At 67.8% G+C, this 25,237-nt stretch carries 27 protein-coding genes and 1 tRNA gene; 18 read left to right on the top strand and 10 right to left on the bottom strand.

The window, feature by feature from the left end; translation table 11 throughout:
* Positions 1-8: 8 nt before the first annotated feature.
* The 7 genes from infA to AC4GYU_RS04250 all read left to right on the top strand — a co-directional run bounded on the left by infA (position 9) and on the right by AC4GYU_RS04250 (position 3,878).
* Positions 9-260, top strand: coding sequence for a translation initiation factor IF-1 (gene infA, locus AC4GYU_RS04280; RefSeq protein ID WP_029941555.1), 252 nt, complete (start codon positions 9-11; stop codon positions 258-260).
* Between the two features lie 9 nt (positions 261-269).
* Positions 270-842, top strand: a complete 573-nt coding sequence (locus AC4GYU_RS04275) for a Maf family protein (RefSeq protein ID WP_491085661.1) — start codon at positions 270-272, stop codon at positions 840-842.
* A complete protein-coding gene (locus AC4GYU_RS04270) occupies positions 835-1,791 on the top strand; it encodes a ribonuclease (RefSeq protein WP_491085660.1) in 957 nt (318 codons plus the stop codon). The genes AC4GYU_RS04275 and AC4GYU_RS04270 overlap by 8 nt, the downstream gene beginning before the upstream one ends.
* Entirely contained in the window at positions 1,775-1,951 is a 177-nt protein-coding gene (locus AC4GYU_RS04265) for a DNA gyrase inhibitor YacG (protein WP_491085659.1), read from the top strand. The genes AC4GYU_RS04270 and AC4GYU_RS04265 overlap by 17 nt, the downstream gene beginning before the upstream one ends.
* 44 nt (positions 1,952-1,995) lie before the next feature.
* A tRNA-Phe gene (locus AC4GYU_RS04260) sits at positions 1,996-2,071 on the top strand.
* Positions 2,072-2,144: 73 nt separating this feature from the next.
* Positions 2,145-3,230, top strand: coding sequence for a histidine kinase dimerization/phosphoacceptor domain -containing protein (locus AC4GYU_RS04255; protein WP_491085658.1), 1,086 nt, complete (start codon positions 2,145-2,147; stop codon positions 3,228-3,230).
* A 165-nt stretch (positions 3,231-3,395) separates the two neighbouring features.
* Positions 3,396-3,878, top strand: a complete 483-nt coding sequence (locus AC4GYU_RS04250; protein WP_491085657.1) for an EF-hand domain-containing protein — start codon at positions 3,396-3,398, stop codon at positions 3,876-3,878.
* A gap of 60 nt (positions 3,879-3,938) precedes the next feature.
* Here the strand turns inward: AC4GYU_RS04250 and uvsE are convergent, their stop codons facing one another.
* Both uvsE and AC4GYU_RS04240 read right to left on the bottom strand, forming a co-directional pair.
* Entirely contained in the window at positions 3,939-5,117 is a 1,179-nt protein-coding gene (gene uvsE, locus AC4GYU_RS04245; protein WP_491085656.1) for a UV DNA damage repair endonuclease UvsE, read from the bottom strand.
* Entirely contained in the window at positions 5,114-6,133 is a 1,020-nt protein-coding gene (locus tag AC4GYU_RS04240; RefSeq protein ID WP_491085655.1) for a DHH family phosphoesterase, read from the bottom strand. Before AC4GYU_RS04240 ends, uvsE begins: the two co-directional genes overlap by 4 nt.
* A 90-nt stretch (positions 6,134-6,223) precedes the next feature.
* Here AC4GYU_RS04240 and AC4GYU_RS04235 point away from each other — a divergent pair, with 90 nt between their 5' ends.
* Genes AC4GYU_RS04235 through AC4GYU_RS04220 form a run of 4 tightly spaced genes read left to right on the top strand, consistent with a single transcriptional unit; the run spans position 6,224 to position 10,168 of the window.
* The gene (locus tag AC4GYU_RS04235) at positions 6,224-6,664 is read left to right on the top strand and encodes an OsmC family protein (protein WP_491085654.1); all 441 of its coding nucleotides are present in this window, start codon (positions 6,224-6,226) and stop codon (positions 6,662-6,664) included.
* Between the two features lie 47 nt (positions 6,665-6,711).
* On the top strand, positions 6,712-7,935 hold the full coding sequence (nhaA, locus tag AC4GYU_RS04230; protein WP_491085653.1) for a Na+/H+ antiporter NhaA: 1,224 nt from the start codon (positions 6,712-6,714) through the stop codon (positions 7,933-7,935).
* Entirely contained in the window at positions 7,899-9,182 is a 1,284-nt protein-coding gene (locus AC4GYU_RS04225) for a hypothetical protein (protein ID WP_491085652.1), read from the top strand. Before nhaA ends, AC4GYU_RS04225 begins: the two co-directional genes overlap by 37 nt.
* A gap of 2 nt (positions 9,183-9,184) precedes the next feature.
* On the top strand, positions 9,185-10,168 hold the full coding sequence (locus AC4GYU_RS04220; protein ID WP_491085651.1) for an arginase family protein: 984 nt from the start codon (positions 9,185-9,187) through the stop codon (positions 10,166-10,168).
* A gap of 10 nt (positions 10,169-10,178) precedes the next feature.
* Here the strand turns inward: AC4GYU_RS04220 and AC4GYU_RS04215 are convergent, their stop codons facing one another.
* From AC4GYU_RS04215 to sucC, 5 genes are all read right to left on the bottom strand, one after another.
* The gene (locus AC4GYU_RS04215) at positions 10,179-10,751 is read right to left on the bottom strand and encodes a TIGR00645 family protein (RefSeq protein ID WP_491085650.1); all 573 of its coding nucleotides are present in this window, start codon (positions 10,749-10,751) and stop codon (positions 10,179-10,181) included.
* A gap of 68 nt (positions 10,752-10,819) precedes the next feature.
* Positions 10,820-11,728 carry an energy transducer TonB gene (locus tag AC4GYU_RS04210; RefSeq protein WP_491085649.1) on the bottom strand — a complete coding sequence of 303 codons (909 nt, stop codon included), beginning with the start codon at positions 11,726-11,728 and terminating at the stop codon, positions 10,820-10,822.
* A gap of 77 nt (positions 11,729-11,805) precedes the next feature.
* The gene (locus AC4GYU_RS04205; protein WP_491085648.1) at positions 11,806-12,738 is read right to left on the bottom strand and encodes an electron transfer flavoprotein subunit alpha/FixB family protein; all 933 of its coding nucleotides are present in this window, start codon (positions 12,736-12,738) and stop codon (positions 11,806-11,808) included.
* The gene (locus AC4GYU_RS04200) at positions 12,735-13,484 is read right to left on the bottom strand and encodes an electron transfer flavoprotein subunit beta/FixA family protein (protein WP_491085647.1); all 750 of its coding nucleotides are present in this window, start codon (positions 13,482-13,484) and stop codon (positions 12,735-12,737) included. Before AC4GYU_RS04200 ends, AC4GYU_RS04205 begins: the two co-directional genes overlap by 4 nt.
* 95 nt (positions 13,485-13,579) lie before the next feature.
* Positions 13,580-14,779 (bottom strand): ADP-forming succinate--CoA ligase subunit beta, encoded by a 1,200-nt coding sequence (gene sucC / locus AC4GYU_RS04195; RefSeq protein ID WP_491085646.1) that lies wholly within the window; start codon positions 14,777-14,779, stop codon positions 13,580-13,582.
* A gap of 75 nt (positions 14,780-14,854) precedes the next feature.
* Here sucC and dinB point away from each other — a divergent pair, with 75 nt between their 5' ends.
* The 4 genes from dinB (at position 14,855) to AC4GYU_RS04175 (ending at position 18,277) form a co-directional block, all read left to right on the top strand.
* Positions 14,855-15,973, top strand: a complete 1,119-nt coding sequence (gene dinB / locus AC4GYU_RS04190; RefSeq protein WP_491085645.1) for a DNA polymerase IV — start codon at positions 14,855-14,857, stop codon at positions 15,971-15,973.
* Positions 15,974-16,145: 172 nt separating this feature from the next.
* Positions 16,146-16,685: a CarD family transcriptional regulator gene (locus tag AC4GYU_RS04185; protein WP_029941569.1), complete on the top strand. Its 540-nt coding sequence runs from the start codon at positions 16,146-16,148 to the stop codon at positions 16,683-16,685.
* A gap of 122 nt (positions 16,686-16,807) precedes the next feature.
* Positions 16,808-17,530: a head GIN domain-containing protein gene (locus AC4GYU_RS04180; RefSeq protein ID WP_491085644.1), complete on the top strand. Its 723-nt coding sequence runs from the start codon at positions 16,808-16,810 to the stop codon at positions 17,528-17,530.
* A gap of 48 nt (positions 17,531-17,578) precedes the next feature.
* A complete protein-coding gene (locus AC4GYU_RS04175; RefSeq protein ID WP_491085643.1) occupies positions 17,579-18,277 on the top strand; it encodes a GIN domain-containing protein in 699 nt (232 codons plus the stop codon).
* Here the strand turns inward: AC4GYU_RS04175 and AC4GYU_RS04170 are convergent.
* Positions 18,274-18,678: a DUF1489 family protein gene (locus tag AC4GYU_RS04170; RefSeq protein WP_491085642.1), complete on the bottom strand. Its 405-nt coding sequence runs from the start codon at positions 18,676-18,678 to the stop codon at positions 18,274-18,276. The two genes, AC4GYU_RS04175 and AC4GYU_RS04170, sit on opposite strands and share 4 nt — an antisense overlap.
* 40 nt (positions 18,679-18,718) lie before the next feature.
* A complete protein-coding gene (gene mgtE / locus AC4GYU_RS04165; protein ID WP_491085641.1) occupies positions 18,719-20,161 on the bottom strand; it encodes a magnesium transporter in 1,443 nt (480 codons plus the stop codon).
* 136 nt (positions 20,162-20,297) lie between these two features.
* On the opposite strand from mgtE, the gene AC4GYU_RS04160 reads away from it, so the two are divergent.
* The 3 genes from AC4GYU_RS04160 (at position 20,298) to AC4GYU_RS04150 (ending at position 23,910) form a co-directional block, all read left to right on the top strand.
* Positions 20,298-20,756 (top strand): peptidylprolyl isomerase, encoded by a 459-nt coding sequence (locus AC4GYU_RS04160; RefSeq protein ID WP_491085640.1) that lies wholly within the window; start codon positions 20,298-20,300, stop codon positions 20,754-20,756.
* 11 nt (positions 20,757-20,767) lie between these two features.
* The gene (locus AC4GYU_RS04155; protein WP_491085639.1) at positions 20,768-21,529 is read left to right on the top strand and encodes an SDR family NAD(P)-dependent oxidoreductase; all 762 of its coding nucleotides are present in this window, start codon (positions 20,768-20,770) and stop codon (positions 21,527-21,529) included.
* 80 nt (positions 21,530-21,609) lie between these two features.
* The gene (locus tag AC4GYU_RS04150; RefSeq protein ID WP_491085638.1) at positions 21,610-23,910 is read left to right on the top strand and encodes a CDC48 family AAA ATPase; all 2,301 of its coding nucleotides are present in this window, start codon (positions 21,610-21,612) and stop codon (positions 23,908-23,910) included.
* Here AC4GYU_RS04150 and AC4GYU_RS04145 read toward each other — a convergent pair.
* Positions 23,907-25,202, bottom strand: coding sequence for an MFS transporter (locus tag AC4GYU_RS04145; RefSeq protein ID WP_491085637.1), 1,296 nt, complete (start codon positions 25,200-25,202; stop codon positions 23,907-23,909). The two genes, AC4GYU_RS04150 and AC4GYU_RS04145, sit on opposite strands and share 4 nt — an antisense overlap.
* Between the last annotated feature and the right edge of the window lie 35 nt (positions 25,203-25,237).

Genomic DNA, 25,237 nt, shown 5'->3' with positions numbered 1-25,237 from the left:
GGATTTGCATGGCCAAGGAAGAACTTCTCGAGATGCGCGGGCGGGTGGTCGAACTGCTCCCCAACGCGATGTTCCGCGTCGAACTCGAGAATGGTCACGAGATCCTGGGGCACACCGCCGGCAAGATGCGCAAGAACCGCATCCGCGTCCTCACCGGGGACGAAGTGCTGGTCGAACTGACCCCTTATGACCTGACCAAGGGCCGCATCACCTACCGCTTCATGCCCGGCCGCGGAGGCCCGCCCGGCTACAACGGCTAAGGGCGCGTGATGCGCCTGGTCCTCGCTTCGGCGAGCCCGCGCCGGGTCGATCTGCTTGCCAGGATCGGAGTCACCCCCGACGCGATCCGTCCCGCCGACATCGACGAAGAGCCCGGCAAGGCCGAGCTTCCGCGCCCCCACGCGCTGCGTCTCGCCAGCGAAAAGGCGCTGGCGGTTGCCGCGCTCGAGCCTGACGCGCTGGTGCTCGCGGCCGACACAGTGGTCGCGGTCGGCCGCCGGATCCTCCCCAAGGTCGAGGACGAAGCAACGCTGCGCTCGTGCATGGCCCTGCTCTCGGGCCGCCGGCACAAGGTGCTGACCGGGGTCGCCCTCGCGGCCCCCGGCAAGTCGCTGAGGACCCGCCTGGTCGAGACCGTGATTGCGATGAAGCGATTGTCCGACGAGGAAATCGATTACTACGCCGGGCATGGAGAATGGCGCGGCAAGGCCGGCGGCTATGCGCTCCAGGGCTATGGCGAAGTCTATGTGCGCTTCATGGCCGGCAGCTGGTCCAATGTCGTCGGCCTGCCCCTCGCCGAGACCCGACTCCTCCTGAAGAGCGCCGGTTACCCGCTTGCCTGAGTGGGTCGCCGAGCGCGGGATCGGGGAAACCCGCTACGCCCTGCTCGAGCGCGATCACATCCTCGCTGCCCGGATCCAGCCCGATGACCTCTTGGTCGCGGGGACGGTGCAGGAGGCGCGGCTCGTCTCGGTGGCACCGCGGCCGCTTGCCCGGCTCGAGGACGGAAGCGAGGTCCTGCTTCAGCGGCGCCCGGCGGGGAAAAGCGAAGGCGGACGCTTCACGCTCGAGATCACCCGTCCGGCGCTGCCCGGCCCCGAGCCGTGGAAGCGGGCGCTCGGGCGACCGGCGTCGACCGATGCTCCGGCAATCCCGGCGCTGCCCCCCGCAACGGAGCTCCCCTTCCCACCCCACGCGGGTGATCGGCTCGGCGCGGCCGGCTGGGACGACTTGCTCGACGAGGCGGCGAGCGGCCGCGTCGCCTTTCGCGGCGGCGAGCTGCTGCTTGCGCTGACCCCGGCGATGACCGTGATCGACGTCGACGGCTGGCTCGATCCGGCCGAGCTCGCGGTTGCGGGCGCCGCGGCGGCCGGTGCGGCAATCCGCCGGCTCGACCTTCAGGGCAATATCGGCATCGACCTTCCGTCGACCCCGGGCAAGGCGGCAAGGCAGGCCGCCGCGGAGGCGCTCGACGCAGCCCTCGCCGACGAACCTTTCGAGCGGACGGCGGTGAACGGTTTCGGCTTCCTCCAAGTCGTCCGGCCTCGCCGCCGCGCGTCCTTGCTCGAACTTGCGCACGACCGCCCCGCCTTCGCGGCGCGCGCCCTGTTGCGCCGTTCCGGCATGGCGGGGCATGGGCCGACCCGGCTCGCGGTGGCACCTTCGGTAGCCGCGCTGCTCGAGGCCAGGCCCGACTGGCTCGACTTCCTCGCCCGCCAGCGCGGCGGCGCCGTCAGCTTGCGCGCGGACCCCGGGCTCGCCATTTCAGGTGGCCATGCCGAACCCGTCTAAGCCCTGCCCTTTGTGCAAGAAGCCTGCCAGCCCTGACCATGCGCCCTTCTGCTCGCGCGGCTGCAAGGACCGCGATCTGCTGCAGTGGCTGGGCGAGGGCTATCGTATTCCGGGCCCGCCCGCCGATCCCGGGCTGGACAGCGAGGATGAGCGCCGTTAGGGGAGCCGCTCGCACGGCCGAACGGCCTGCCCGCGAGACCGTGGGCCCAGATAGCTCAGTTGGTAGAGCATGCGACTGAAAATCGCAGTGTCGCTGGTTCGATCCCGGCTCTGGGCACCACCCCCTCTCCCCAATGACGCCACATTGTGCTGCAAGCGGCGGAATTGTCCGAAACGAGGGGGTTTCTCCGTACGTGTCTTCTGACGAGTTGCTCGGTACCCGACTGAACGTCCTGCGGTCGTACAACATCCTCGATACGCCGCGGGAGCGGGATTTCGACGATATCGTCACGCTGGCGTCGCGTCTGTGCGACGTCCCGGTGAGCCTGGTGTCGCTGGTCGATTCCGACCGGCAGTGGTTTAAGGCCGAGGTCGGCCTCGGATGCGACCAGACGTCGCTCGAAAGCTCGATCTGTGCCCATGTGATTCGCGAGAATGATTTCGTCGAGATCCCCGACACGCACGCCGATGAGCGAACCCGCGACAATCCGCTCTGCGCCGGCGAGGACGGCATGCGATTCTATGCGGGCGCTTTGCTCCGGACGGCCGCGGGCGTGCCGCTCGGGACCTTGTGCGTGCTCGACCGCAAGCCGCGCAATCTGACCCCGATGCAGCGCGACGCGCTCGAGGTGCTCGCGCGGCAGGTGATGACCCAGATCGAACTGCGCCAGGTGCTTGCGGCCGAAGCTGTTCTGCGCAACGAGATGGATCACCGGATCAAGAATTCGCTGAGCACGGTGGCGGCGTTCGTCCGGCTCGAGCGCCGATCGGAAGCCGATCCGCACGCCGGCGAGGTGCTCGACCGCGTGGCGCAGCAGATCGACACCGTGTCGCTGCTCCATCGGCACCTCAGCGATGGCGGTCAGCGGCGGGTCGATCTCGCCGCTTATCTCGGGGAAGTCGTCAACCTCATCGACCAGTCGCAGCCGCCCGCAGTGACCGTGACCGGCGAGTTCGATTCCTTTGACGTCGAAGCGCGCGAGGCGGCGAACCTCGGTACGGTCGTGAACGAGCTTGCCGCGAACGCGGTCAAGCATTCGGTGGGTGACGGAACGGGTTCCATCCGCTTTCGTGGCGAGACGCTGGAAGCTGGGCGCTACCGGCTGACCTGTGAGGACAATGGATCGCGGCCTGCCGCCCCGTCCGAACCCAAGAGCCGCTCTGGACTGGGACTGCGGCTCATTGCCCATTCGGTGCAGCAGCTCGGCGGCACCGTGACGAGCCATCATGATCCCGACGGCTATCGGACCGTGATCGTCGTCGCGCCGACTCCGGTCTGAGCGTAAGATCTGCGACCTCCGCTAAGCCGCTGCAAGTAAACGCTTGTTCTACAGGCGGAACGAGCCAACTACAGGTTGTGCCGAGGCACCGGAAGCAAGGAGCAGCCGTTGAAAGGATGTGTTGGCTCTCCGGCCGACCTTCCCCTTTCAATCCTGGAGACATCCATGCTGAAGACCCTTCTTGCCGCCTCGACGCTGCTTGCCAGTGCGGCCGCCATGGCTCAGACCGCGCCGCCGGCCGAGAATGGCAAGCCGGTTGCCGGGCCGGTGACCCCGGCCACCCCGGCGCAGCCCGCCACGCCCGCCACGCCAGCGACGCCGTCGAGCGATCCGCTGTCGCCCGCGGTGCCGGACACGTCCGCGACACCCGCCACGCCGGCGACTCCAGCCACCCCTGCCTCGCCCGCCTCGACTAAGAATGACACGCAGGCCGGAAGCGTGATCGATTCGGAATGGGCGAGCTATGACAAGAACAGCAATGACGCGCTGAGCAAAGCCGAGTTCAACAGCTGGATCAGCGCGCTCCAGACCGCGAACGGGGGCAAGAAGCCGACCACCGGCTATCTCGCGGCATCGTTCAAGAAGGCCGATGCCGACAAGAGCGGAAGCGTCAGCAAGGCCGAGCTGACTGCCTATCTCGGCAAGTAAGCCGCCGGGAACGACGAGGGGCGCGGACCGTCAGGGTTCGCGCCCCTCTTCGTGAGCGCGTCAGGCGAGCGCCTCCTCGGGCGCGTCGACCCGGCCGCCTTCGTCGACGTCGGGCTCATCCTCGGCGCTGACCCCCTGCTCGAGCGCCTTGTCCTGCGCGGCGAGCTCCTCGGCATCGTCCGGATAGATGCCGAAGCGGGCGGCGACGTCGGGCGCGAAGCGCAGGAGGTCGGGGCGCAGCTTGATGATCGACACGTCCTTCGCCTTGCCCTCCATCATCACGTCGAATTCGAGCCCCTCGGCGTGGCGCATGAAGGTCGCGAATTCGAACGGATTGGTGAAGTCGCTGTGGCCGGTCCAGATCGGCGGCAGGAGGACGGTCTTCACCCGGGCGGTCGCCTTGACCGGCGCGCGCGTCAGCTCCTTCGACTTGCTCTTCTTGCCGGCCATCGCGGCTTCGCGCTGCTTGGGCGTGATCTTGCGCTTCACTTCGCGAAGCTCGGTGCGCGGCGAGGAGAAGTGGATCTTGGGTCGGACGCCCTCGGGCCAGGTGGCGAGGATCTTCTCGAGCGTGTCGCGCATGTCGAGACGTTCTGGGTTCAGGCACCAGAAGTGCTGGTAGTCGAAGACGCAAGGCACGCCGCAGCGCTCGGTGATCCACAGGACGTCGGCGGCCGAGAAGCGGATGTCGTCATTCTCGAGGACGAGGCGGCGCTTCACATGCTCGGGGCACTGGTTGTAGCCCTCGATCCAGCGGGCGCGCGAGGCCTCGCGGTCGCCATAGACGCCGCCGACGTGGGTGACGAGCACCGCTTCGGGCCCGCAGCCCATGCGGTCGAGCATCTCGGCCTGGCTCGACAGGTCCCAGATCGACTTGGCGGTGAGGTCGGGGTCGGGGCTGTTCAGGAGCACATATTGCGAGGGGTGGAAGGAGAGGCGGATGTCGAGTTCGCGCGCCTTCTTGCCGAACGCCGCCAGCTCGGCGTCGCTCTCGGCCACCATGTTGTGGAATTGCGGCATGTCGGGATGGGTCGCGTAGGGCGCGATGTCCGAGCTCAGCCGGTACATGTCGATCTCGACCTTCTTGAGATAGTCGAGCACGCCGTCGAGCAGCTCGAGGCTGCACTTGAGATGCGGGTCCTTCTGCCAGCGGCGGCTGTCGCCCGACTTGAGGCCAGGGACGCCCATGACTTTCACCGGAAAGCCGAGACGCAGGGGACGATTGGGGTCGATGGTCACGCGATCTGTTCCTCCGGGAAGCCGAGGTCCGCGACGAAGCGGTTCCAGTCGGGAATCTTGAGTGCGCCGCCACTCGCCGCGCGGTGGCCACTGCCATATTCGCTGCCCGCGCCCTTGGGACGGCGGTCGGCGAAGAAGCGGATGAGGTCGTGGCCGGCGGCGGTGCGTGCGGCGAAGTGGACCCAGCCCGGGCGATAGGCCTTGTTGGCGGCGATCACGACCTTGTCCTTGAGGCGCGTCCGCCATTGCTGCGCGATCAGCGGATGGATCTGGCACGGGCTGTCGAGCGGGATGAGCGCGACCTCGCCGCGAACCTTGGGCGCGACCCTCTTCGCGCCGTCCATCGCCGCCTTCACTTCTTCCTTGGCCGCAAGCAGCACAGCAGTCTCCGGATGGATGCCCGAGAGAAGCTCCTTCGGATTGTCGCATTTCATGAGCAGCGCGAGCGCCGGGCTGGCATCGGCCGCGGCGGTGCGGCGCGGCGCGTTGATGAGGCTGACTGCCTGGCGGAGCGCGGTCTTGCCGTAGCGGGTCTGCGCCCGGGCGATTTCGTCGAAGCCCTTGTCCTCGGCCATGTCGCCGATGAGGCCGATGGCGGCGAGCCACAGCAGCTCCTCGCGGCAGCCGCAGGCCCACCAGGCGAGGAGCGCACTGGTCGGCTCGGGCGTGCAGCCATTGCCGCTGATGACTAGGGCGTCGCCGGGCGTGCCGGTCGGCACATGATGATCGATCAGGCAGGTCGGCGTGCCGGGCAGGATATTGCCCTCGCGGACGCCGAGGTCGGTCGCGACGACCGCCGATGGCCTCGCTTTCTCGAGTTCGGATCGGACCGCCGGGGTCCACGGCGTCTCGCCCTTGCCGACGAGCCGCACCGCGCTGTCGGGGAGCGAGCGGGCGAGGATCGCCACCGCGGCCAGCCCGTCGGCGTCGAAATGCCCCATGATCAGCGGCTTGCCGTCGATGGTGTCGAGCCAGCCCCGGAAAGCGCCACTCGCCTGTTGTGCGTTGCAGGCCATGGCCGGTGAACGGTCCGCCTCTTCATCCGTTGCAGGATCGAACGGACACCCCACCTGTCCATTGGTCCACCACCCAAGGAGAAGACGATCATGATCACCCGCTCGGCGACCGCGCGCTACGAAGGCCTCGGCAAGACCGGGAAAGGCTGGGTCTCCACCCAGTCGAAGGTGCTCGAAGAAAGCCGCTACGGCTTCAACACGCGCTTCGAGGGCGAACCCGGGACCAATCCCGAGGAACTGATCGCCGCGGCGCATGCGAGCTGCTTCACCATGGCGCTGAGCTTCGGTCTTGCCGGCGCGGGCCATTCGGACGGCACGCTCGAGACCGAGGCGCGGGTGAAGCTCGACCAGGATGGCGCCGGCTTCAAGGTCAGCCGCTCCGACCTCAAGCTGGTCGCCAGCGTGCCCGGCATCGAGGAATCCGAACTTCGCCGTCTCGCCGAGGAAGCCAAGACCAACTGCCCCATCTCCAAGCTGCTCAACGCCGAGATGAGCCTCGAGGTCGTAGTCCGGCAGGCCGCCACTGCCTGACCCGATAGTGGTTGCGTGAGTTGAAGCTGCCCGGCATGTCCCCGGGCATGGCGGACGCAGCTTCATCCTCGCACGATCGTAACGCCGGGCTGCTCCTCATGGGAGCCGCCGCGCTGGCGCTCATCATCGCCAACAGCCCGCTCGAGCACAACTACCATGCGCTGCTCGAGGCGAAGCTCGGGCCGCTGTCGGTCCATTACTGGATCGCCGACGCGCTGATGGCACTGTTCTTCCTGCTCGTCGGGCTGGAAGTGAAGCGCGAATGGTATGACGGCCAGCTGGCGAGCCCCGAGGCCCGGCGTCTGCCGATCATCGCGGCGGCGGTGGGCATGGCGGTGCCGGCGCTCGTCTACAAGCTGGTCAGCGGCTTCGACCCGGTCCTGTCGCCCGGCTGGGCGATCCCCGCCGCGACCGACATCGCCTTCGCGCTCGGCCTGCTGGCCCTGCTCGGAAAGCGCGTGCCCGCCGCGGTCAAGCTGCTGCTCGTCACCATCGCCATCATCGACGACATCGGGGCGGTCGCGATCATCGCGCTTTTCTACACCGCCGACATCAACCTCACGGCATTGGGCGCGAGCGCATTGCTGGTCGGGGCGATGGCGGCGCTCAACATGTTCGGGGTTCGGCGGCTGTGGCCCTTCCTGCTGCTGTTCCCGTTCCTCTGGCTGGCGGTGTTCCTGTCGGGGGTCCACGCGACCATCGCCGGGGTCGTCGCCGCGCTGACCATTCCGCTCGGCCGGGGCGAAGCCCGCTCGCCGCTCAAGTGGCTCGAGCATCGCCTGCATCCGATCGTCATGTTCGGGATCGTGCCCCTGTTCGGCTTCGCCAGCGCGGGCGTCACCATCGGCGGGCTCGACCAGCTGCTCGACACCCTTCCGCTCGCGATCGCGGCCGGCCTGTTCGTCGGCAAACAGGTGGGCGTGCTTAGCGCGATCTGGCTGGCTGACCGGACCGGCCTAGCCCGCAAGCCGCAGTCACTGAGCTGGGCGCACGTCTATGGCGCGGCGCTCCTGTGCGGGGTCGGGTTCACCATGAGCCTGTTCATCGGCGAACTGGCCTTCACCGACCGGCTGCTGATCGACGAGGCCAAGATCGGCACCTTGCTCGGCTCGCTCCTGTCGGGGATAGCGGGGACGATCATGCTCGCGCTTGCGCGTCCGACCGAGGACGGACCGGGCGACCGCGAGGAATGCGACGAAATCTTCGGCGAGGACGCCGAGAAGGACCCCACCGTATGCAACGATCCCTTTTCTCCGCCCTTGCCGCGCTGACCCTCGCCGCCTGCGCCACCGCGCCCGGGGCAGCGCCCGCCTCGGGCTGGCCGGCGGTCGCCCGCGATTATGTCGTGCTCCAGCTCGCGATCGGCGAGAAGGAAGACGGCTATATCGACGCTTACTACGGCGATCCGGCGCTCAAGAGCGAAGGCCAGGCGCTGGCCGCCGCGAGCGATTTCCCGGCTCTCGCGGCCCGGGTTGCCGCGCTGCAGGGCCGGGTCGCGTCGCTGTCCGCCGAGGAGCCGCGCCGCGCCGCCTTCCTCCAGGCGCAGCTGACCGCCGCCGCCACCCGCCTGCGCATGCTGCAGGGAGAGAAGCTGTCCTTCGCCGACGAAGCGCAGGGCCTGTTTGGCGTGCGTCCCGAGGTGAAGCCGCTTGCGACCTTCGACCCCGTACTGGCGCGCATCGAGGCGCTGGTGCCGGGCGACGGCGCGCTCGCCGACAGGGTCGAGGCCTATCAGAACCGCTTCACCATCCCGCGCGACAAGCTCGAGCCGGTGTTCCGCCAGGCCATCGCCGCCTGCCGCCAGGCGACGATCGAGCATATCGACCTGCCCCCGGCCGAGAAGTTCGATCTCGCCTTCGTCACCGGCAAGAGCTGGTCGGGCTACAATTACTATCTCGGCAACGACCACAGCCGGATCGAGATCAACACCGACCTTCCGATCCGCCTCAGCCGCGCGGTCGATCTCGGGTGCCACGAGGGCTATCCGGGCCACCATGTCCTGAACGTGCTGCTCGAGGAGCGGCTGGTGAAAGCCAAGGGCTGGACTGAATTCACCGTCTACCCGCTCTTCTCGCCGCAGTCGCTGCTGGCCGAGGGCTCGGCCAATTACGGGATCGACCTTGCCTTCCCGAGCGCGCGCAAGGCCCGCTACGAAGCGGCGGTGCTGGCACCGATCGCCGGCCTGCCGGCGGGCGAGATCGCCCGCTATGACGCCTTGCTCGACGCGATCCGCGACCTCGGCCCGGCGCGCAACACTATTGCCCAGCAATTCCTCGACGGACAGATCGACGAACCGACCGCCATCCGGCTGACCCAGAAGTATCAGCTCGTCGGCGCCGACCGGGCAAAGCAGTCGATCGCCTTCACGCGCCAGTACCGATCCTACGTCATCAACTACAATATCGGCCGGGACATGGTCGCACGCGACGTCGAGCGCTTTGCCGATCCCAAGGCGCGGTGGGAGCGGATGGAGCAGTTGCTGAGCGAGCCGACCCTCCCGAGCGACCTGCAGCGCTAACCATGCGCTGCTTCTGGGACGAGCGGCAGCGCGGCCACGAGCCGCAGAGCGAGTTCTTCAACGGGGCGCTCCACCCGGCCGCGGACGTGGTCGAGCGGGTGGATTCGGTGCTCGCCGCGATCGGCCCGGTCGAGGCGCCGCCAGTATGTTCGGGCGAAGACCTGCTCGCGGCCGCGGCCGCGGCGCACGATCCGGCCTATCTCGACCTCCTCCGCACCGCGCATGAGGAATGGCGGGCAGCGGGACGGGCGGGCGACGTCCTCCCCTATGCCTTTCCTGTGCACCGGCGACCGCGTGAGCTGACCCGCATCGACGCGCGGCTCGGGCAGCACTGCTACGACACCTGCGCACCGATCAGCCAAGGCACGTGGGACGCGCTTCAGGCGGGCACGGCGACGCTGCTCGGCGCGCTCGGGGCGACGGTCGCCGGTGACCATGCCTTCGCCCTCACCCGCCCGCCGGGGCACCATGCGGGCCCGGACTATATGGGGGGCTACAGCTACCTGAACTGGGCAGCCATCGCCGCGCTCGTGTCAGGCGGGCGTACTGCCATCCTCGACCTCGACTATCATCATGGCAATGGCACGCAGGACATCGTCCACGGGCGCAGCGACATCGCCTTCGCGTCGCTGCACGCCGATCCGAGAACCGACTATCCCTTCTACTGGGGCCACGCCGACGAGAGCGGCGGCAACGTCCTGAACCTTCCGCTGGCGCGCGGCACCAGCTTCGCCGCCTATGACGCGGCCCTCGCAACGGCCTGCGACTGGCTCGGGACGCAGGCGCCCGAGCTCCTGGTCGTGAGCTTCGGCGCCGACACCTACGAGGGCGATCCCATCAGCCACTTCGCCATCCGCACCGACGATTATCGGCGACTCGCGGCGCGCGTCGCGGCGATGGGCCTTCCGACCCTCATCATCCTCGAAGGCGGTTATGCCGTCGAGGCGCTCGGCGACAACGTGGCCGGCTTCCTGGCGGGCTTCTGAATCCTGCCGCTCAGCCGTGCTTGCCAGTGCTCGCTGCGATCTTGTCCATGAAGGCCAGCATTACGCCCGAGGCGATGAAGGTCATGTGGATGACCACCATCCAGAACAGTTGCTCGGTCTTGCCCGCGGCCATGGCACCCGGTTCAAGCGCCATGAAATTCTTGAGTAGGTTGATGCCCGAAATCGCGACGATCGAGGCGATGAGCTTGAGCTTCAGGCCGGCGAAATCGACCTTGCCCATCCATTCGGGCCGGTCCTCATGATCATTCACGTCCATCTTCGAGACAAAGTTCTCGTAGCCGGCGAACAGCACCATCAGGAGCAGATTGCCGGTCAGCGTGATGTCGATCAGCGACAGGACCGCGAGCACGGCGTCGGATTCGGTCATCGTCAGCGTGTGCGTGACGATGTGCCAGCTTTCCTGCGTGAACTTGACCAGCAGCATGCCAAGGGCGACCACCATCAGCAGGTAGAAGGGCGCCATCAGCCAGCGGCTGCCGAACAGCACGGCCTCAAGTCCCCGCTCGAGCCTTTCCGCCCCCCTCACCCGCGATTCGCTGGCTTCGATACGTTGATGTTCCACGTCACCCCCCCTGACTTCGGCAAGCGGAGGGCTAGGGGAAACTGCTTAAATCCGGATTAAGTGTCAGCCTAGTCCGGCATCTGGAAGCGGACGCTGCCGTTGACGTAGGTCGGCACCTTGGTGCCGTCGGCGAGTTCTGCCGGCATGAACTTCGCCCGCGAGAATTTCTCGCAGACGACTTTCCCGAATTCGGGCGAATCGAACATGGTGAGCGTGACGCAGCGCGTGACCTTGCCGGTCGCATCGACGTTGAGGCGATAATCGAGCTTCTGCTGCTGGCCCTCGCGCATCGCGTTCGACGGATAGTCGCGCCAGTCGAGGAGGCTGGCGAGGTCCTTGGTCGCCCTGGCGCGGACGACGATCTTGTCCTCGACGGCGGGATCGATGCCCCAGGTGCGGAGCTGGTCGCGGGCGCAGTCGCGCATCATCGCCACGCCCTTCCCCATCGCACCGGTCTGCAGGAGGATCGGCTTGCGTCCCGGCTCGGCGATGCGCACCGCGGTCACCGCCGCCGCACTGCGGTCGATCTCCGCGCGCTCCGCCTCTTCCTTGGCGAGGTCGCGCCGCTCGCGATCCTTCATTCGGCGGTCCGAGGGCGACAGCCGCTCCTCGTCGACGAAGCCGACGCCCGACCACAGGATGGCGGTCTTCTTGGTCTCCTTCGTCTCGGCGATCATGCCGTCCTCGAACAGCCGCTCGGAGAAAGGCAGGAAGCTGGCCTTGGCCCAGCCCGCGCTCATCGGGGCGCCGAGCGGTCCGCCGAGGGCGATCATGGTCATCCGCGATCCCGGCCCGATCCGTTCGAAGATCAGGGTCAGCGGATTGGCCTTGTCGCCGAAGGTCCGGGCGAGCTTGCAGCTGTTCTCGCCATAGTCGAGGTTCCACGGCGTCAGCGGCGCGAGGGTCACCGGCGCCTTGGGTTCCGCCGTCCCGGCGGCGAGGCTCGCCACGATCAGGATCGTCAACGCGTTCGACATGTACAGGCCATCCTCGTCCAGATGATCGGCCGGACGAGGTTAGCCGATATTCGAGCCGCGGCTAGTGCCCCGGAAGCTCAGAGCTTCTCGGTCAGCTCCGGGACCAGCTTGAACAGGTCGCCGACGAGCCCGACGTCGGCGATCTGGAAGATCGGGGCTTCCTCGTCCTTGTTGATCGCGACGATGACCTTGGAGTCCTTCATGCCGGCGAGATGCTGGATCGCGCCCGAGATGCCGACCGCGACATAGAGCTCCGGGGCAACGATCTTGCCGGTCTGGCCGACCTGATAGTCGTTCGGGGCATAACCCGCGTCGACCGCGGCGCGGCTGGCACCGACCGCGGCGCCGAGCTTGTCGGCGAGCGGGTCGATCAGCGCATGGAACTGGTCCGACGAGCCCAGGGCACGGCCACCCGAGACGATGATCTTGGCGCTGGTCAGCTCGGGGCGTTCGCTTTCCGAAGCTTCCATCGACACGAAGCTCGACACGGCGTTGCTGACGCCTGCGTCGACCGTCTCGACCGAGGCCGATCCGCCGCTGCGCTCGGCCTTGGTGAAGGCGGTGCCGCGAACGGTGATGACCTTCTTGGCGTCCTTCGAGCGAACCGTGGCGATCGCGTTGCCGGCGTAGATCGGGCGCTGGAACGTGTCCGGCCCTTCGACCGCGATGATGTCGCTGACCTGCGCGACGTCGAGCAAGGCGGCGACGCGCGGGGCGATGTTGCGACCCGTGGTGGTCGAGCTGGCGAGAAGGACGTCATAGCCTTCCATCAGGCGATGGAGCAGCGGCGCGACCGTCTCGGCCAGCTCATGGTCGAGGCCCGCGTCGGCAGCGACCAGCACCTTGGCGACACCGCCGATGCTCTTGGCGTCGTCCGCGGCGCCAGCCGCATCCGACCCGATCAGCAGCAGATCGGTTTCGCCGCCGAGCTTGGCCGCGGCGCCGAGGGTCGCCAGCGTCGAATCCTTCACCTTGCCGTTGGCGTGCTCGCCGAGAACCAGGATCTTCATGCGACAACTCCGAGAGACTTGAGCTTGGCGACCAGTTCATCGACCGATCCGACCTTGGCGCCGCCGACGCGCTTGGCGGGCTCGGCGACCTTGAGCATTTCGAGCCGCGGCGCGGTGTCGACGCCATAGTCGGCCGGCGACTTGGTCGCGAGCGGCTTGGCCTTGGCCTTCATGATGTTCGGCAGCGACGGGTAGCGCGGGTCGTTGAGGCGAAGGTCGGTGGTGACGATCGCCGGGAGCTTGAGCGCGACGGTCTCGAGCCCGCCGTCGACCTCGCGGGTGACGTTCGCGGTATCGCCCGCGATCTCGACCTTCGAGGCGAAAGTGCCCTGGCCGTAGCCGGTCAGCGCGCCGAGCATCTGCCCGACCTGGCTCGAATCGTCGTCGATCGCCTGCTTGCCGAGCAGCACGACCTGCGGCTGCTCTTCCTCGACGATCCTGGCAAGAATCTTGGCGACGCCGAGCGGCTCGACCTCGTCGTCGGTCTGGACGAGGATGCCGCGGTCGGCGCCCATGGCGAGCGCGGTGCGGATCGTTTCCTGCGCCTTCTGCGGGCCCACCGACACGACCACGATCTCGGTCGCCCCGGCCTTTTCCTTCAGGCGGATGGCTTCCTCGACGGCGATCTCGTCGAAGGGGTTCATGCTCATCTTCACGTTGGCGAGATCGACGCCCGTACCGTCCATCTTCACCCGGGGTTTCACATTGTAGTCGATCACGCGCTTGACCGCGACGAGTACCTTCATTTCGTTTCCTCCGTCATCCCGGCGCAGGCCGGGATCTCAGGTGACATGAGCATTTCCTAGGTAGCCTGAGGTCCCGGCCTTCACCGGGACGACGCTCAGGCCGCCTTCTTCACTTCCGCGACGATCTTGGCGGCCGCATCGCCGAGGTCGTTGGCGGCGACGATCGGCAGGCCCGAGTTGGCGAGAATGTCCTTGCCCTGCTGGACGTTGGTGCCCTCGAGGCGGACCACCAGCGGGACCTTGAGATCGACCTCGCGCGCGGCGGCGACGATGCCGTCGGCGATGATGTCGCACTTCATGATGCCGCCGAAGATGTTGACCAGGATTCCCTTCACCGCCGGATCGGCGAGGATGATCTTGAACGCCGCGGTGACCTTTTCCTTGTTGGCGCCGCCGCCGACGTCGAGGAAATTGGCCGGGAAGGCGCCATTCAGCTTGATGATGTCCATCGTCGCCATGGCGAGGCCGGCGCCGTTCACCATGCAGCCGATGTCGCCGTCGAGCTTGATGTAGGCGAGGTCGTACTTGGACGCCTCGACTTCCATCGGATCCTCTTCGGTGAGGTCGCGCAGGTCGGCGAGATCCTTGTGGCGGAACATGGCGTTGCCGTCGAAGCCGACCTTAGCGTCGAGCACCATCAGCTTGCCGTCGTCGGTGATGGCGAGCGGGTTAATCTCGATCTGCTCGGCGTCGCTGCCGAGGAAGGCGGCGTAGAGGCCGGCGAGGACCTTCGAGGCCTGCTTGGCGAGATCGCCGGTGAGGCCAAGCGCCGCCGCGACCGCGCGGCCGTGGTGCGGCATCAGCCCGGTGGCGGGATCGATGGTGATGGTCTCGATCTTCTCGGGGGTGTCGTGGGCGACGTCCTCGATGTTCATGCCGCCCTCGGTCGAGGCGACCACCGCGATACGGCCGGTCTCGCGGTCGACCAGCAGCGCGAGGTAGAATTCCTTGGCGATATCGACGCCGTCGGTGATGTAGAGGCGCTGCACCTCCTTGCCGGCATCGCCGGTCTGGACCGTGACGAGCGTCTTGCCGAGCATCTCCTCGGCGTGGGCGCGGACTTCGTCGATCGACTTGGCGAGGCGGACACCGCCTTTGGCGTCGGGTCCCAGTTCCTTGAACTTGCCCTTGCCGCGACCGCCTGCGTGGATCTGCGCCTTGACCACCCACAGGGGTCCGGGAAGCTGCTCGGCCGCCTTGACGGCTTCTTCGACAGTCATCGCCGCATGTCCCGCCGGAACCGGCACGCCATATTTCGCGAGCAATTCCTTGGCCTGATATTCGTGGATGTTCATGAATCTTCCCGGAAGATGAGAGTTTGGCGGCCCTAAAGCATGACTCTCCGCTCAAGCCAAGGTAGGGAACGGGGGGTGAACGCGCCGGCCCCGTCTCCGCTCCCCGACGATACGCCCGAACCGCCCCCCCCCGTGCGCAAGATCATCCACGTCGACATGGATGCCTTCTTCGCCAGCGTCGAGCAGCGCGACAATCCCGAGCTTCGCGGCAAGCCGGTGGCGGTGGGCGGTGGTCATCGCGGGGTAGTTGCCGCGGCGAGCTACGAAGCGCGGGTGTTCGGCGTGCGCTCCGCCATGCCCTCGGTCACCGCCAAGCGGCGCTGTCCCGACCTCATCTTCGTGAAGCCCCGCTTCGATGCCTATAAGGCGGTGTCGACGCAGATCCGGGCGATCTTCGCCGACTATACCGACCATATCGAGCCGCTGAGCCTCGACGAGGCCTATCTCGATGTCAGCGAGGACCGCCACGGCCTCGGGTCGGCCCGCGCGATCGCCGAGGCGATCCGCCGTCGAATCCGCGAGGAGACGGGCCTAACCGCATCCGCAGGCGTCTCCTACTGCAAGTTCGTCGCCAAGCTCGCCAGCGACCAGAACAAGCCCGACGGCCTGTGCGTGATCCGCCCCGAGCAGGCGCAGCGCTACATCGCCTCGCTTCCGGTCGGCCGCTTCCACGGGATCGGCCCGAAGACGGCCGAGCGACTCGAGGCACTGGGAATCATGACCGGAGCCGACCTGCAGCAACTCAGCCTCGACGAGCTGAAGGGCAGGTTCGGCAGTTCGGGTGACTGGTACTGGCGGATCGCCCGCGGACTTGACGAGCGCCCGGTGCGCAGCAGCCGGCAGGCGAAGTCGGTCAGCGCCGAGCGGACCTTCAACGAGGACCATTCGAGACCCGAAGCCCTGCACGGCGAGCTCGAGCGGGTCGCGGGCCTCGCCTGGGAGCGGATCATGCGCTCCAAGGCGACCGGGCACACGGTCACGCTCAAGGTCAAATTTTCGGACTTCCAGCTGATCAGCCGCGCCAAGACCTTCGCCGACCCGATCGCCGATCCGGCCAGCTTCGCCGCTGCCGGTCACTTTCTCCTCGACCAGCTGCTTCCGGTTCCGCGGGGGGTGCGGCTGCTCGGGCTCGGACTGTCCAACCTCGTCCCCGTTAACGACGGGATGCCCCGGCAGCTGGGGCTAGCGATTTGAATGGCTTTGTGTTAAAGAGTGAAGACAAGGGGCCGACCTGCATGACCGTGCAGGCGGCCTTGTTCGCAACTGTTTAACACAGGCAGTGTCCGCACAGGGATGATGATGGCCGGGGCGACTTGGGGGCGCCGATCCGACCATTGACCATATCCCGCATCTGGAAAGGTCAATAATGGCAGCGAAGGCTCTTAGCTTCGACGTTGGCGATTACGTGGTTTACCCCAAGCATGGTGTTGGACGCGTCGTGGAACTCCAGAGCACCGAGATCGCGGGCACCAGCCTGCAGCTCTATGTTCTCCGTTTCGAAAAGGAAAAGATGACCCTGCGGGTTCCGGTCAACAAGGCCGACTCGGTGGGCATGCGCAAGCTCAGCAGCGACAAGACGATGCTGGCCGCGCTCGAGATCCTCAAGGGCAAGCCCAAGGTGAAGCGCACCATGTGGTCGCGCCGCGCCCAGGAATATGAAGCGAAGATCAACTCGGGTGACCTGTCGTCGATCGCCGAGGTGACCCGTGACCTGTTCCGCCCGGACGATGCGCCCGAGCAGAGCTATTCGGAACGCCAGATCTTCGAAGCCGCCGCCTCGCGCCTGGCGCGCGAACTCGGTGCGATGGAGCAGACCGACGAGAAGTCGGCGCTGGCCAAGATCCACGAGATCCTGAACAAGGCCGCGCTGGTCCATCACAAGACCAAGGAAGTCGTCGAGGACTAAGCCCCTCCGCTATTCTTCCGCGAAACAGGAAGGCGCTGCCCGACGGGGCGGCGCCTTTTTGTTTGCGTGGCGCTCCGCACTGCTGTATTAATCATGCAATACAGCTAGTCAGGGGAATGCCCATGCGTCGCCAGCATCTCGGATCGATCGTCCTTCTCTCCGTCGCCGCGGCGGCCTGCTCCGCGGGCGCCAAGGAAAACGGCGGTCCGGCCACCAGCCGCGCCTTCGAGGTCGGCGACTTCCGCTCGATCGAGATTGCCGGGCCCTTCGATGTCCAGGTCACGACCGGCAAGACGGCCTCGGTCCGGGCCGAGGGCCCGCAGAAGCTGATTGAGCGGATGAACGTGTCGGTCGAAGGCAATCGCCTCCGCATCCGCCCCGAGCAGAAGGGGTGGCTGAACTCGTTCAGCTGGAACGACCGCAACGCCACGGTCACCATCACGGTCCCGGCGCTCGAGGCGGCAAGGATCGCAGGCTCGGGCGATGTCCGCATCGACCGCGTCTCCGGCGAACGTTTCGAAGCCGATGTGGCAGGTTCGGGCGATCTCGACGTCGGGCAGGTCGCGGTCCGCGAGCTGAAGCTGTCGATCGCGGGCTCCGGCAACGGTCGCGTCGCCGGCAAGGCCGAGGATGCGCGCTATTCGATCGCCGGGTCGGGCGAGGTTGACGCCGCCGGCCTCACCGCGACTCGCGCCGAAGCCTCGATCGCCGGCAGCGGCAGCATCCGCGCCAATGCCACCGGCCAGGCCCGTGCCAGCATCATGGGCTCGGGCGATATCGAGATCAGCGGCGGCGCGCGTTGCGAGACCAGCAAGAAGGGCAGCGGCGATATCCGCTGCTCCTGATCCTGGCGGCTTGAAGGTCCGTTAACCATTAGGGGCGAGTGTGGCGCCATGACGCGCTACCTCGCCCTTTTCCTGCTCGCCGCCTCGACCCCGCTCGGTGCGGCGTCGCTCCCGCGGACCTTCTCGGTCACGAGCTTCGACCGGATCCGGGTGGAGGGCCCCTACAGCATCACGCTTGCTACCGGCCGCGCCCCGTCCGCGCGGGCAGAAGGGAGCCCTGCCGCGCTCGACGCTATCGATCTCAGGGTCGAAGGCACAACCCTCATCCTCCGCCAGCGCAGCCAGTCGTTCAGCGGCGCAGCCTCTTATGGCCCCGTTCGAATCAGCCTTGCGACGCCTTCGCTGCGAACGGCGCTCCTCGTCGGCGCCGGCAGCCTCGCCATTGACCGGATGAGCGGCCTTTCGGTCGATCTCGCGATGCAGGGCTCGGGAGTGCTCAGCGTCGGCGCGCTGACGGCCGACCGGGTCAATGCCTCGGCCCAGGGCAGCGGCTCGCTGAAGCTCGCGGGCCGGACCAAGGCCGCCAATTATATCAACCGCGGCACCGCCGCGCTCGATGCGGCCAGTCTCCTGTCCGACGAGATCACCCTCGCCGCCGACGGCGCCGGAACGGTCTCGGTCGTCGCAAGGTCGAAGGCGACCGTCACGGCCAGCGGCGCGGTCCAGGTGCAGGTCGCGGGCAACCCCGCCTGCGTCCTTCGCGCAAGCGGCTCGGTCACCGTCAGCGGCTGCCGCGAGGCGCGCTAGAGCAGGGCCAGCGCCGACAGCCGCCCATAGAGAGAGGGCGGAAGCAGGCTCATCCCGCTATCGTCATTGTCCCCGGCCTTGGGCGCATCCTCGTGGGCGAGATAGCGCCAGCCCTGATGCGCGCGCTTGGGCATGGTCGGGATCGCCTGAAGGCGCTCGGAACAGACGATGTCGAGCCGACCGTCGGGCCGGTCCTCGAACCGCAGGATGGTGGCGCAGGCGACCAGCCGGTGCTGGACGATCCAGTAAAGCGCGCCGCCCTCGACGATCTCGGCCATTCGCTTGGGCCGCATCCTGGTCACGACACGCACCTCGCCGTCGACGCTGCGCGAGGCGAAGCGGCGTTCCAGCGCGGGAAGGTCGCGGCAGCCGACGGCGACTTTGGTGAGATGCAGCGGCACGAGGCTGCTAATGGCTATTTAGCGACGCCCGATCAAGGGCTTAGCTAGCCAGCCCGACCGCTGCCGCAAGCCCGAGGAAGCTGAAGAAGCCCATCACGTCGGTCGCCGTGGTGACGAACACCGCCGATGAGACCGCAGGGTCGATCCGCAGCCGCTCGAGGGTCACCGGGACCATGATCCCGACCGTCCCCGCGACAAGATTGTTGATCACCATCGCCGCCGCGATCACCCAGCCGAGCGTCGCATTGCCGAACAGGAGCCCGACCCCGCAACCGATCAGCACGCCGAGGGCGAGGCCGTTGGCGAGCGCGATCTTGAACTCGCGGCCGAACATCCGGAGCGTGTTCGACGAGGTCAGCTGGTTGGTCGCAAGCGCCCGCACCGTGACCGCCAGCGTCTGCGTCCCGGCATTGCCGCCCATACCCGAGACGATCGGCATCAGCACCGCGAGCAGCGCGAAGGCCGCGATCTCCGACTGGAAGAAGCCGACCACGCTTGCCGCAAGGATGGCGGTACCGAGGTTGATCACCAGCCAGGTCAGCCGCCGCCGGATGGTCGGGGCAAGCGCCTCGTTGATGTCGCCTTCGCCCGCGCCGGCGAGCAGCAGCACGTCCTCGCCCGCTTCCTGCTGGATGATGTGGACGATGTCGTCGACGGTGATCATGCCGACGAGCCGGCCACTCGCATCGACCACCGCGGCCGAGACCAGCGCATATTTCTGGAAGCGCAGCGCGACGTCTTCCTGGTCCATGTCGACCGGGATGAGGGTCTGCTCCTCGGCCATGATCGAGGAGACGCTCGTCGCGCGGGGCGAGCGGAGGATGGTCGACAGCTTGCAGGTCCCGACCGGATGGTGCGACGGCGAGACCACGAACACTTCCCAGAAATCGTCGGCAAGATCGCTTTCGGAGCGCAGGTAATCGATCACCTGGCCGACGTTCCAGTGCGTCGGAACCGCGATCAGGTCCCGCTGCATCAGGCGGCCGGCGGTCTCCTCGCCGTAGGTAAGCGCTTCCTCGATCGCCGCCCGGTCGTCGGGCTCCATCGCGCGCAGCACGGCGCGCTGCTCGTCCTCCTCGAGATCCTCGATGATCGCGACCGCGTCGTCGGTGTCGAGTTCGCCGGCGATTTCGGCGACCCGCTCGGGCGCCATTTCGGCAACGAGGATCTCGCGGACATGCTCGTTGAGCTCGGCCAGCACCTCGGCGTCGACCAGTTCGGCAAGCGCCGCCACCAGCCCCTCGCGCTCGTCGGCGCGGGCCAGCTCGATGAGATCGGCGACATCGGCGGGATGGAGCGGCTCGACCAGTTCGCGCGCGGTCTCGGCGTCGCCGTCGTGCACCGCGTCGAGCACTTCGGCGACGAAGTCGGGACGAAGCCGGTCCTCGCTGTCCATCACCACCCGCTCGGGCTCCTCGCCATGCGCGGGGCTCGCGTCGGTCGCGGACAGCAGTTCGGCATCAAGCGGTTCGCGCTCGCTCATCTGTCCTCCCCGTCCCGCTTGCTGGTGATGCTCGGCGCCTCCTGTCACTCCGCGGCGCCTTTGTCACCCCTGCGGGGTGGCGCTCGGCGGGCGCAATGCTTAAGTGCGCGGCAATATTACAGCAGGAGCGTTTTTCATGGCCGACCAGCCGCAGACCCTCACCCTTACCCTTTCGAGCGGCGGCGACGTCGTCATTCGCCTCCGTCCGGATCTCGCCCCGGGTCATGTCGAGCGCATCGCCGGTCTCGCCGCCAAGGGCTTTTACGACGGCGTGAAGTTTCACCGCGTGATCCCGGGCTTCATGGCCCAGGGCGGCGACCCCACCGGCACTGGCATGGGCGGTTCGGACCTTCCCGACCTCAAGGCCGAGTTCAACGCCGAGCCGCACGTCCGCGGGACCTGCTCGATGGCCCGGACCAATCAGCCCGACACGGCCAACAGCCAGTTCTTCATCTGCTTCGACGACGCCCGCTTCCTCGACCGCCAGTACACCGTCTGGGGCAATGTCGAGAGCGGCATGGAGCATGTCGACGCGCTTCCCGTTGGTGAGCCGCCGCGTACCCCGGGCACCATCGTCAAGGCGACCGTCGCCTAACGGAGACATTGATGACCGCACCAGTCGTTCTCATCACCGGCGCTTCGGCGGGCCTGGGGGTCGACTTCGCCCGCCAGCTCTCGAAGCAGGGATCGCGGCTGGTGCTGGTCGCCCGGCGCAAGGACCGGCTCGAGGCGCTGGCGGCCGAACTCGGCAATGCCCGCGCCCTTGCCCTCGATCTTGCCGAGGAGGGCGCTGCCGAGCGCCTACTCTCCGACCTCGCCAGCCATGGCGAACATGTCGACTGCCTGATCAATAATGCGGGCTTCGGGCTTCGCGGCCGGGTCGCCGAGCAGGATGTGAAGCGCCTGCGGCAGATGATCGACCTCAACTGCGGCCTCCTTACCGAACTGTCGCGCGGCGTCCTGCCCGGCATGATCGAACGCGGGCGCGGCGGAATCCTCAACGTCGCCTCGACCGCCGCCTTCCAGCCCGGCCCCGGCATGGGCGTCTATTTCGCCACCAAGGCCTACGTGCTGAGCTTCACCGAGGCGCTGCACGAGGAAGTGCGGGGGACCGGGGTCCACGTCACCGCGCTCTGCCCCGGACCGACCCAGACCGAGTTCGGCGAGCTCGCCGGCTTCGAACCGACGGTCGCCAAGACCTTCGACCGGATCGCCATGCTCCCGGGGCCGGTGGTCGAGGCGGGGCTCGCCGCGCTGTCGGCCAACCAAGCCGTCGTGGTGCCCGGCCTTTTCAACAAGGTCGGCGCGCAAAGTCCGCGCATCCTGCCCCGGTCCGTCCTCCGGCGGATCGCGGGCCTGCTCAAATAGCCCTCTTTTTTCGCGCGCACCTTCGCCCACATTGAACCCATGTGCGGTGCCTGATGTTGGGCGCCGCAAAGGAGCAATGAATGGCCGACGTCGAGACCGAAATTCGCCGCCTGCAGGTGGCCAACCTGCCACCAGCCGACAGCGGCCGCGGGATCGCGCGCGTGCCGACCACCATCATGGACCAGCTCGGCCTGCAGGACGGCGACGTGATCGAGATCGTCGGCAAGCGCTCGACCCCGGCCCGCGCGATCCGCCCCTATGGCGATGACGAGGGTCTCGACATCATCCGCCTCGACGGCCTCCAGCGCGCCAATGCGGGCGTCGGCTCGGGCGATTTCGTCGAGGTCCGCCGCGGCACGTCCAAGGCGGCCACCCGGGTCGTGTTCGCGCCGGCACAGAACAATGTCCGGCTGCAGGGCTCGTCGGAGGCGCTGAAGCGCAGCTTCGCCGGACGGCCGCTGACCGCGGGTGATACGGTCGCGACCGCGGGCCACCAGCGGGTCAATGCCGACATGCCCGACCATGTCCGCCAGCTACTCAACGCGCCCGCCTTCGCGCTTCAGGAAGTGCGGCTGGCGGTGGTCGCCACCACGCCCCGCGGGATCGTCCACATCGACCGCGACACGGTGGTCGAACTGCTTCCCGAATATACCGAGCAGCATGGCGAGCGCCGGGCCGATGTCACCTATGACGATCTCGGCGGCATGCGCGACACCATCGACGCGCTGCGCGAAATGGTCGAGCTTCCGCTCCGCCACCCCGAATTGTTCCAGCGCCTCGGCGTCGATCCGCCCAAGGGCGTGCTGCTCCATGGCCCGCCCGGCACCGGCAAGACCCGGCTGGCGCGCGCGGTCGCCAACGAGAGCGATGCGCAATTCTTCCATATCGCCGGCCCCGAGATCATGGGCTCGGCCTATGGTGAATCCGAAAAGCGCCTCCGCGAACTGTTCGAGGAGGCCAGCCAGGCCGCGCCGTCGATCATCTTCATCGACGAGATCGACTCGATCGCGCCCAAGCGCGACCAGGTCTCGGGCGAGGCCGAGAAGCGCCTCGTCGCGCAGTTGCTGACGCTGATGGATGGGCTTGAGCCGCGGCAGAACCTCGTCGTCATCGCCGCGACCAACCGGCCCGAGGCGATCGACGAGGCGCTTCGCCGTCCCGGCCGGTTCGACCGCGAGATCGTGGTCGGCGTCCCCGACGAGACCGGTCGCCGCGAGATCCTCGGCATCCATACTCGCGGCATGCCGCTGGCCGACGGCGTCGATCTCGATGAGCTGGCCAAGCGCACCTACGGCTTCGTCGGGGCCGACCTCGGCGCCTTGACCCGCGAGGCCGCGCTCGAGGCGGTCCGCCGGATCATGCCCGAGATCAATCTCGCCGACGGGACCATCCCGACCGAGATCCTCGACAAGCTGAGCGTGCTCGCGTCCGACTTCGACAATGCCCTGAAGCGCGTCCAGCCGTCGGCCATGCGCGAGGTCATGGTCCAGGTCCCGACCATCGGCTGGGATGATGTCGGCGGGCTCGATGCCGCCGCGTCCAAGCTCAAGGAAGGCGTCGAGCTTCCCCTCAAGCATCCCGATGCCTTCCGGCGCCTCGGCATCCGGCCGGCCAAGGGCTTCCTCCTCTACGGTCCGCCGGGCACCGGCAAGACGCTCCTCGCCAAGGCGGCGGCGCGCGAGAGCCAGGCGAATTTCATCGCGACCAAGAGCTCGGACCTCCTTTCCAAATGGTATGGCGAGAGCGAGCAGCAGATCGCGCGGCTGTTCGCACGGGCCCGCCAGGTCGCGCCGACGGTGATCTTCATCGACGAGCTCGACAGCCTGGTCCCGGCGCGTGGCGGGGGCCTCGGCGAGCCGCAGGTGACCGAGCGGGTGGTCAACACCATCCTTGCCGAGATGGACGGGCTCGAGGAGCTCCAGGGGGTGGTGCTGATCGGCGCGACCAACCGGCCGAACCTCATCGATCCGGCGCTGCTCCGTCCGGGGCGCCTCGACGAGCTCGTCTATGTCGGGCCGCCCGACGTCGCCGGCCGGCGCCGAATCCTCGCGATCCACACCAAGTCGATGCCGCTTGCCCCCGATGTCGACCTCGAGGTGCTGGCCCGCCGGACCGAGCGCTTCACCGGCGCCGATCTCGAGGACCTGACCCGGCGCGCGGGCCTTACCGCGCTCCGCCGCGACCTCGGCAACGCGCAGGTATCGATGGGCGACTTCGAGACCGCGCTGGCCGAAACCCGTGCGTCGGTGACCCCGGAGATGCTCGCGGAATATGAGCGGATCCAGGACACGCTAAAGAGCGACGCGGTCCGCCCGGATCGCGGCGGCATCGGCTTCGTCAGTCCGGGCATGCTCCAGCCCAAGGCGGGCGGGAAGAGCTAGGCGAGGCGGCGGCCCCACCAGGCGAGGACCAGCACCGTGCCCAGCGCCACCGCGAAGGGCAGGTGCGGGTCGACCGCGTAGAGCGCCATGCCGAGCCCCGGCGCGGCGACATAGGAAATGCCGTTGGCCGAGGTGATCACCCCGGCCACGCCGCCCTGCTCGGCGAGCGGGACGGCGAGGCTCGCGCCCGAGGTGAAGCCCGGCCGGGTGAAGCCGAAGCCGATCGAGGTAAGGCCGAAGCCGAGCACCAGCCCGTAGAGGTCGGACGCAAGCGCGGTCACGCCCAGACCGATGGCGGCGATCACCGAGCCCCATACGATCAGCGCGCGCGGCGACAGGTTGAGCTTGGGGATGATCCCCCATTGCGCCGCCAGCGTCCCGCCCGCGCCGGCCATCATCACGATCGCGATCGGCTGCTCGGCGCCGAGCGGCGGGACCTTGAGCGTGTCGATAATGAAGAAGCCAAGGCAGGTCAGGGTCGCGGCCTGGGCATGACCGGCGACGACACCGGCGAGGATCCACTGCCGGATCCGGCTGTCACGCCATGACAGCCTTTTCTGGCGATAAGGTGCGGTCGCGGCGCGGACGCTCGCCCCGGTGATCATCGAGGCGAGGCTCGGATAGCTCATTGCCGCGCCGCGGCCGCGGCCCAGATGCCCGCGATCGTCGGGCAGGCCGAGCTGGATCGCGGCGAACACCACGAGCGCGATGATCGCGAAGGCGAAAAGCGGGCCGGGCAGGCCGATGAAGGGCAAGACGAACAGGGGCGCCAGCGCCGGCCCGACGATCGTCCCCAGCCCGAACGAGCTCGACAAGGCGGAAAGCTGTGCGGTCCGGGCGGAGCGGCGTGTGCGCGAGGCCAGATAGGCCTGGGTCGCGCTCGGCGTCGCGCAGCCGAGCGCGCCGTAGATCGCCCGGAACAGGCCGAACAGGACGAAGGTCAGCGCCGGCCCGACCCAGCCGTGAAGGCCGGCGATGAGCGCAAAGCCGCACAGGGTCATCGAGACGATGAAGCCGCCGAGCCCGAGCAGGGTCAGCGCCTTGCGCCCGTGGTGGTCGCTGCGCTCGGCCCAGTAGGGCGCGAGCCAGACCCACAGGACCGCGCTCCACGTATAGGCGATGGCGACCCAAAAATCGGCGATCCCGACCGCGCGGCCGATCGCCGGCATGACCGACTGGAGCGCGGTATTGCCCGCGGCCGCGACCAGCATGGCGGAAAAGAGCAGCAGGAAATGCGTGGTGGTGAGGGCCGATCTCCCGACCTTCTGTCGCCGCAATGCTCCGTCCGCCATGGAAAATGCTCCTAGCGGCCCGGCGGAACTTGCCA

Source organism: Sphingomonas sp. SP2 (assembly GCF_058313385.1).
This window is presented reverse-complemented; position numbering and strand designations above follow the sequence as displayed.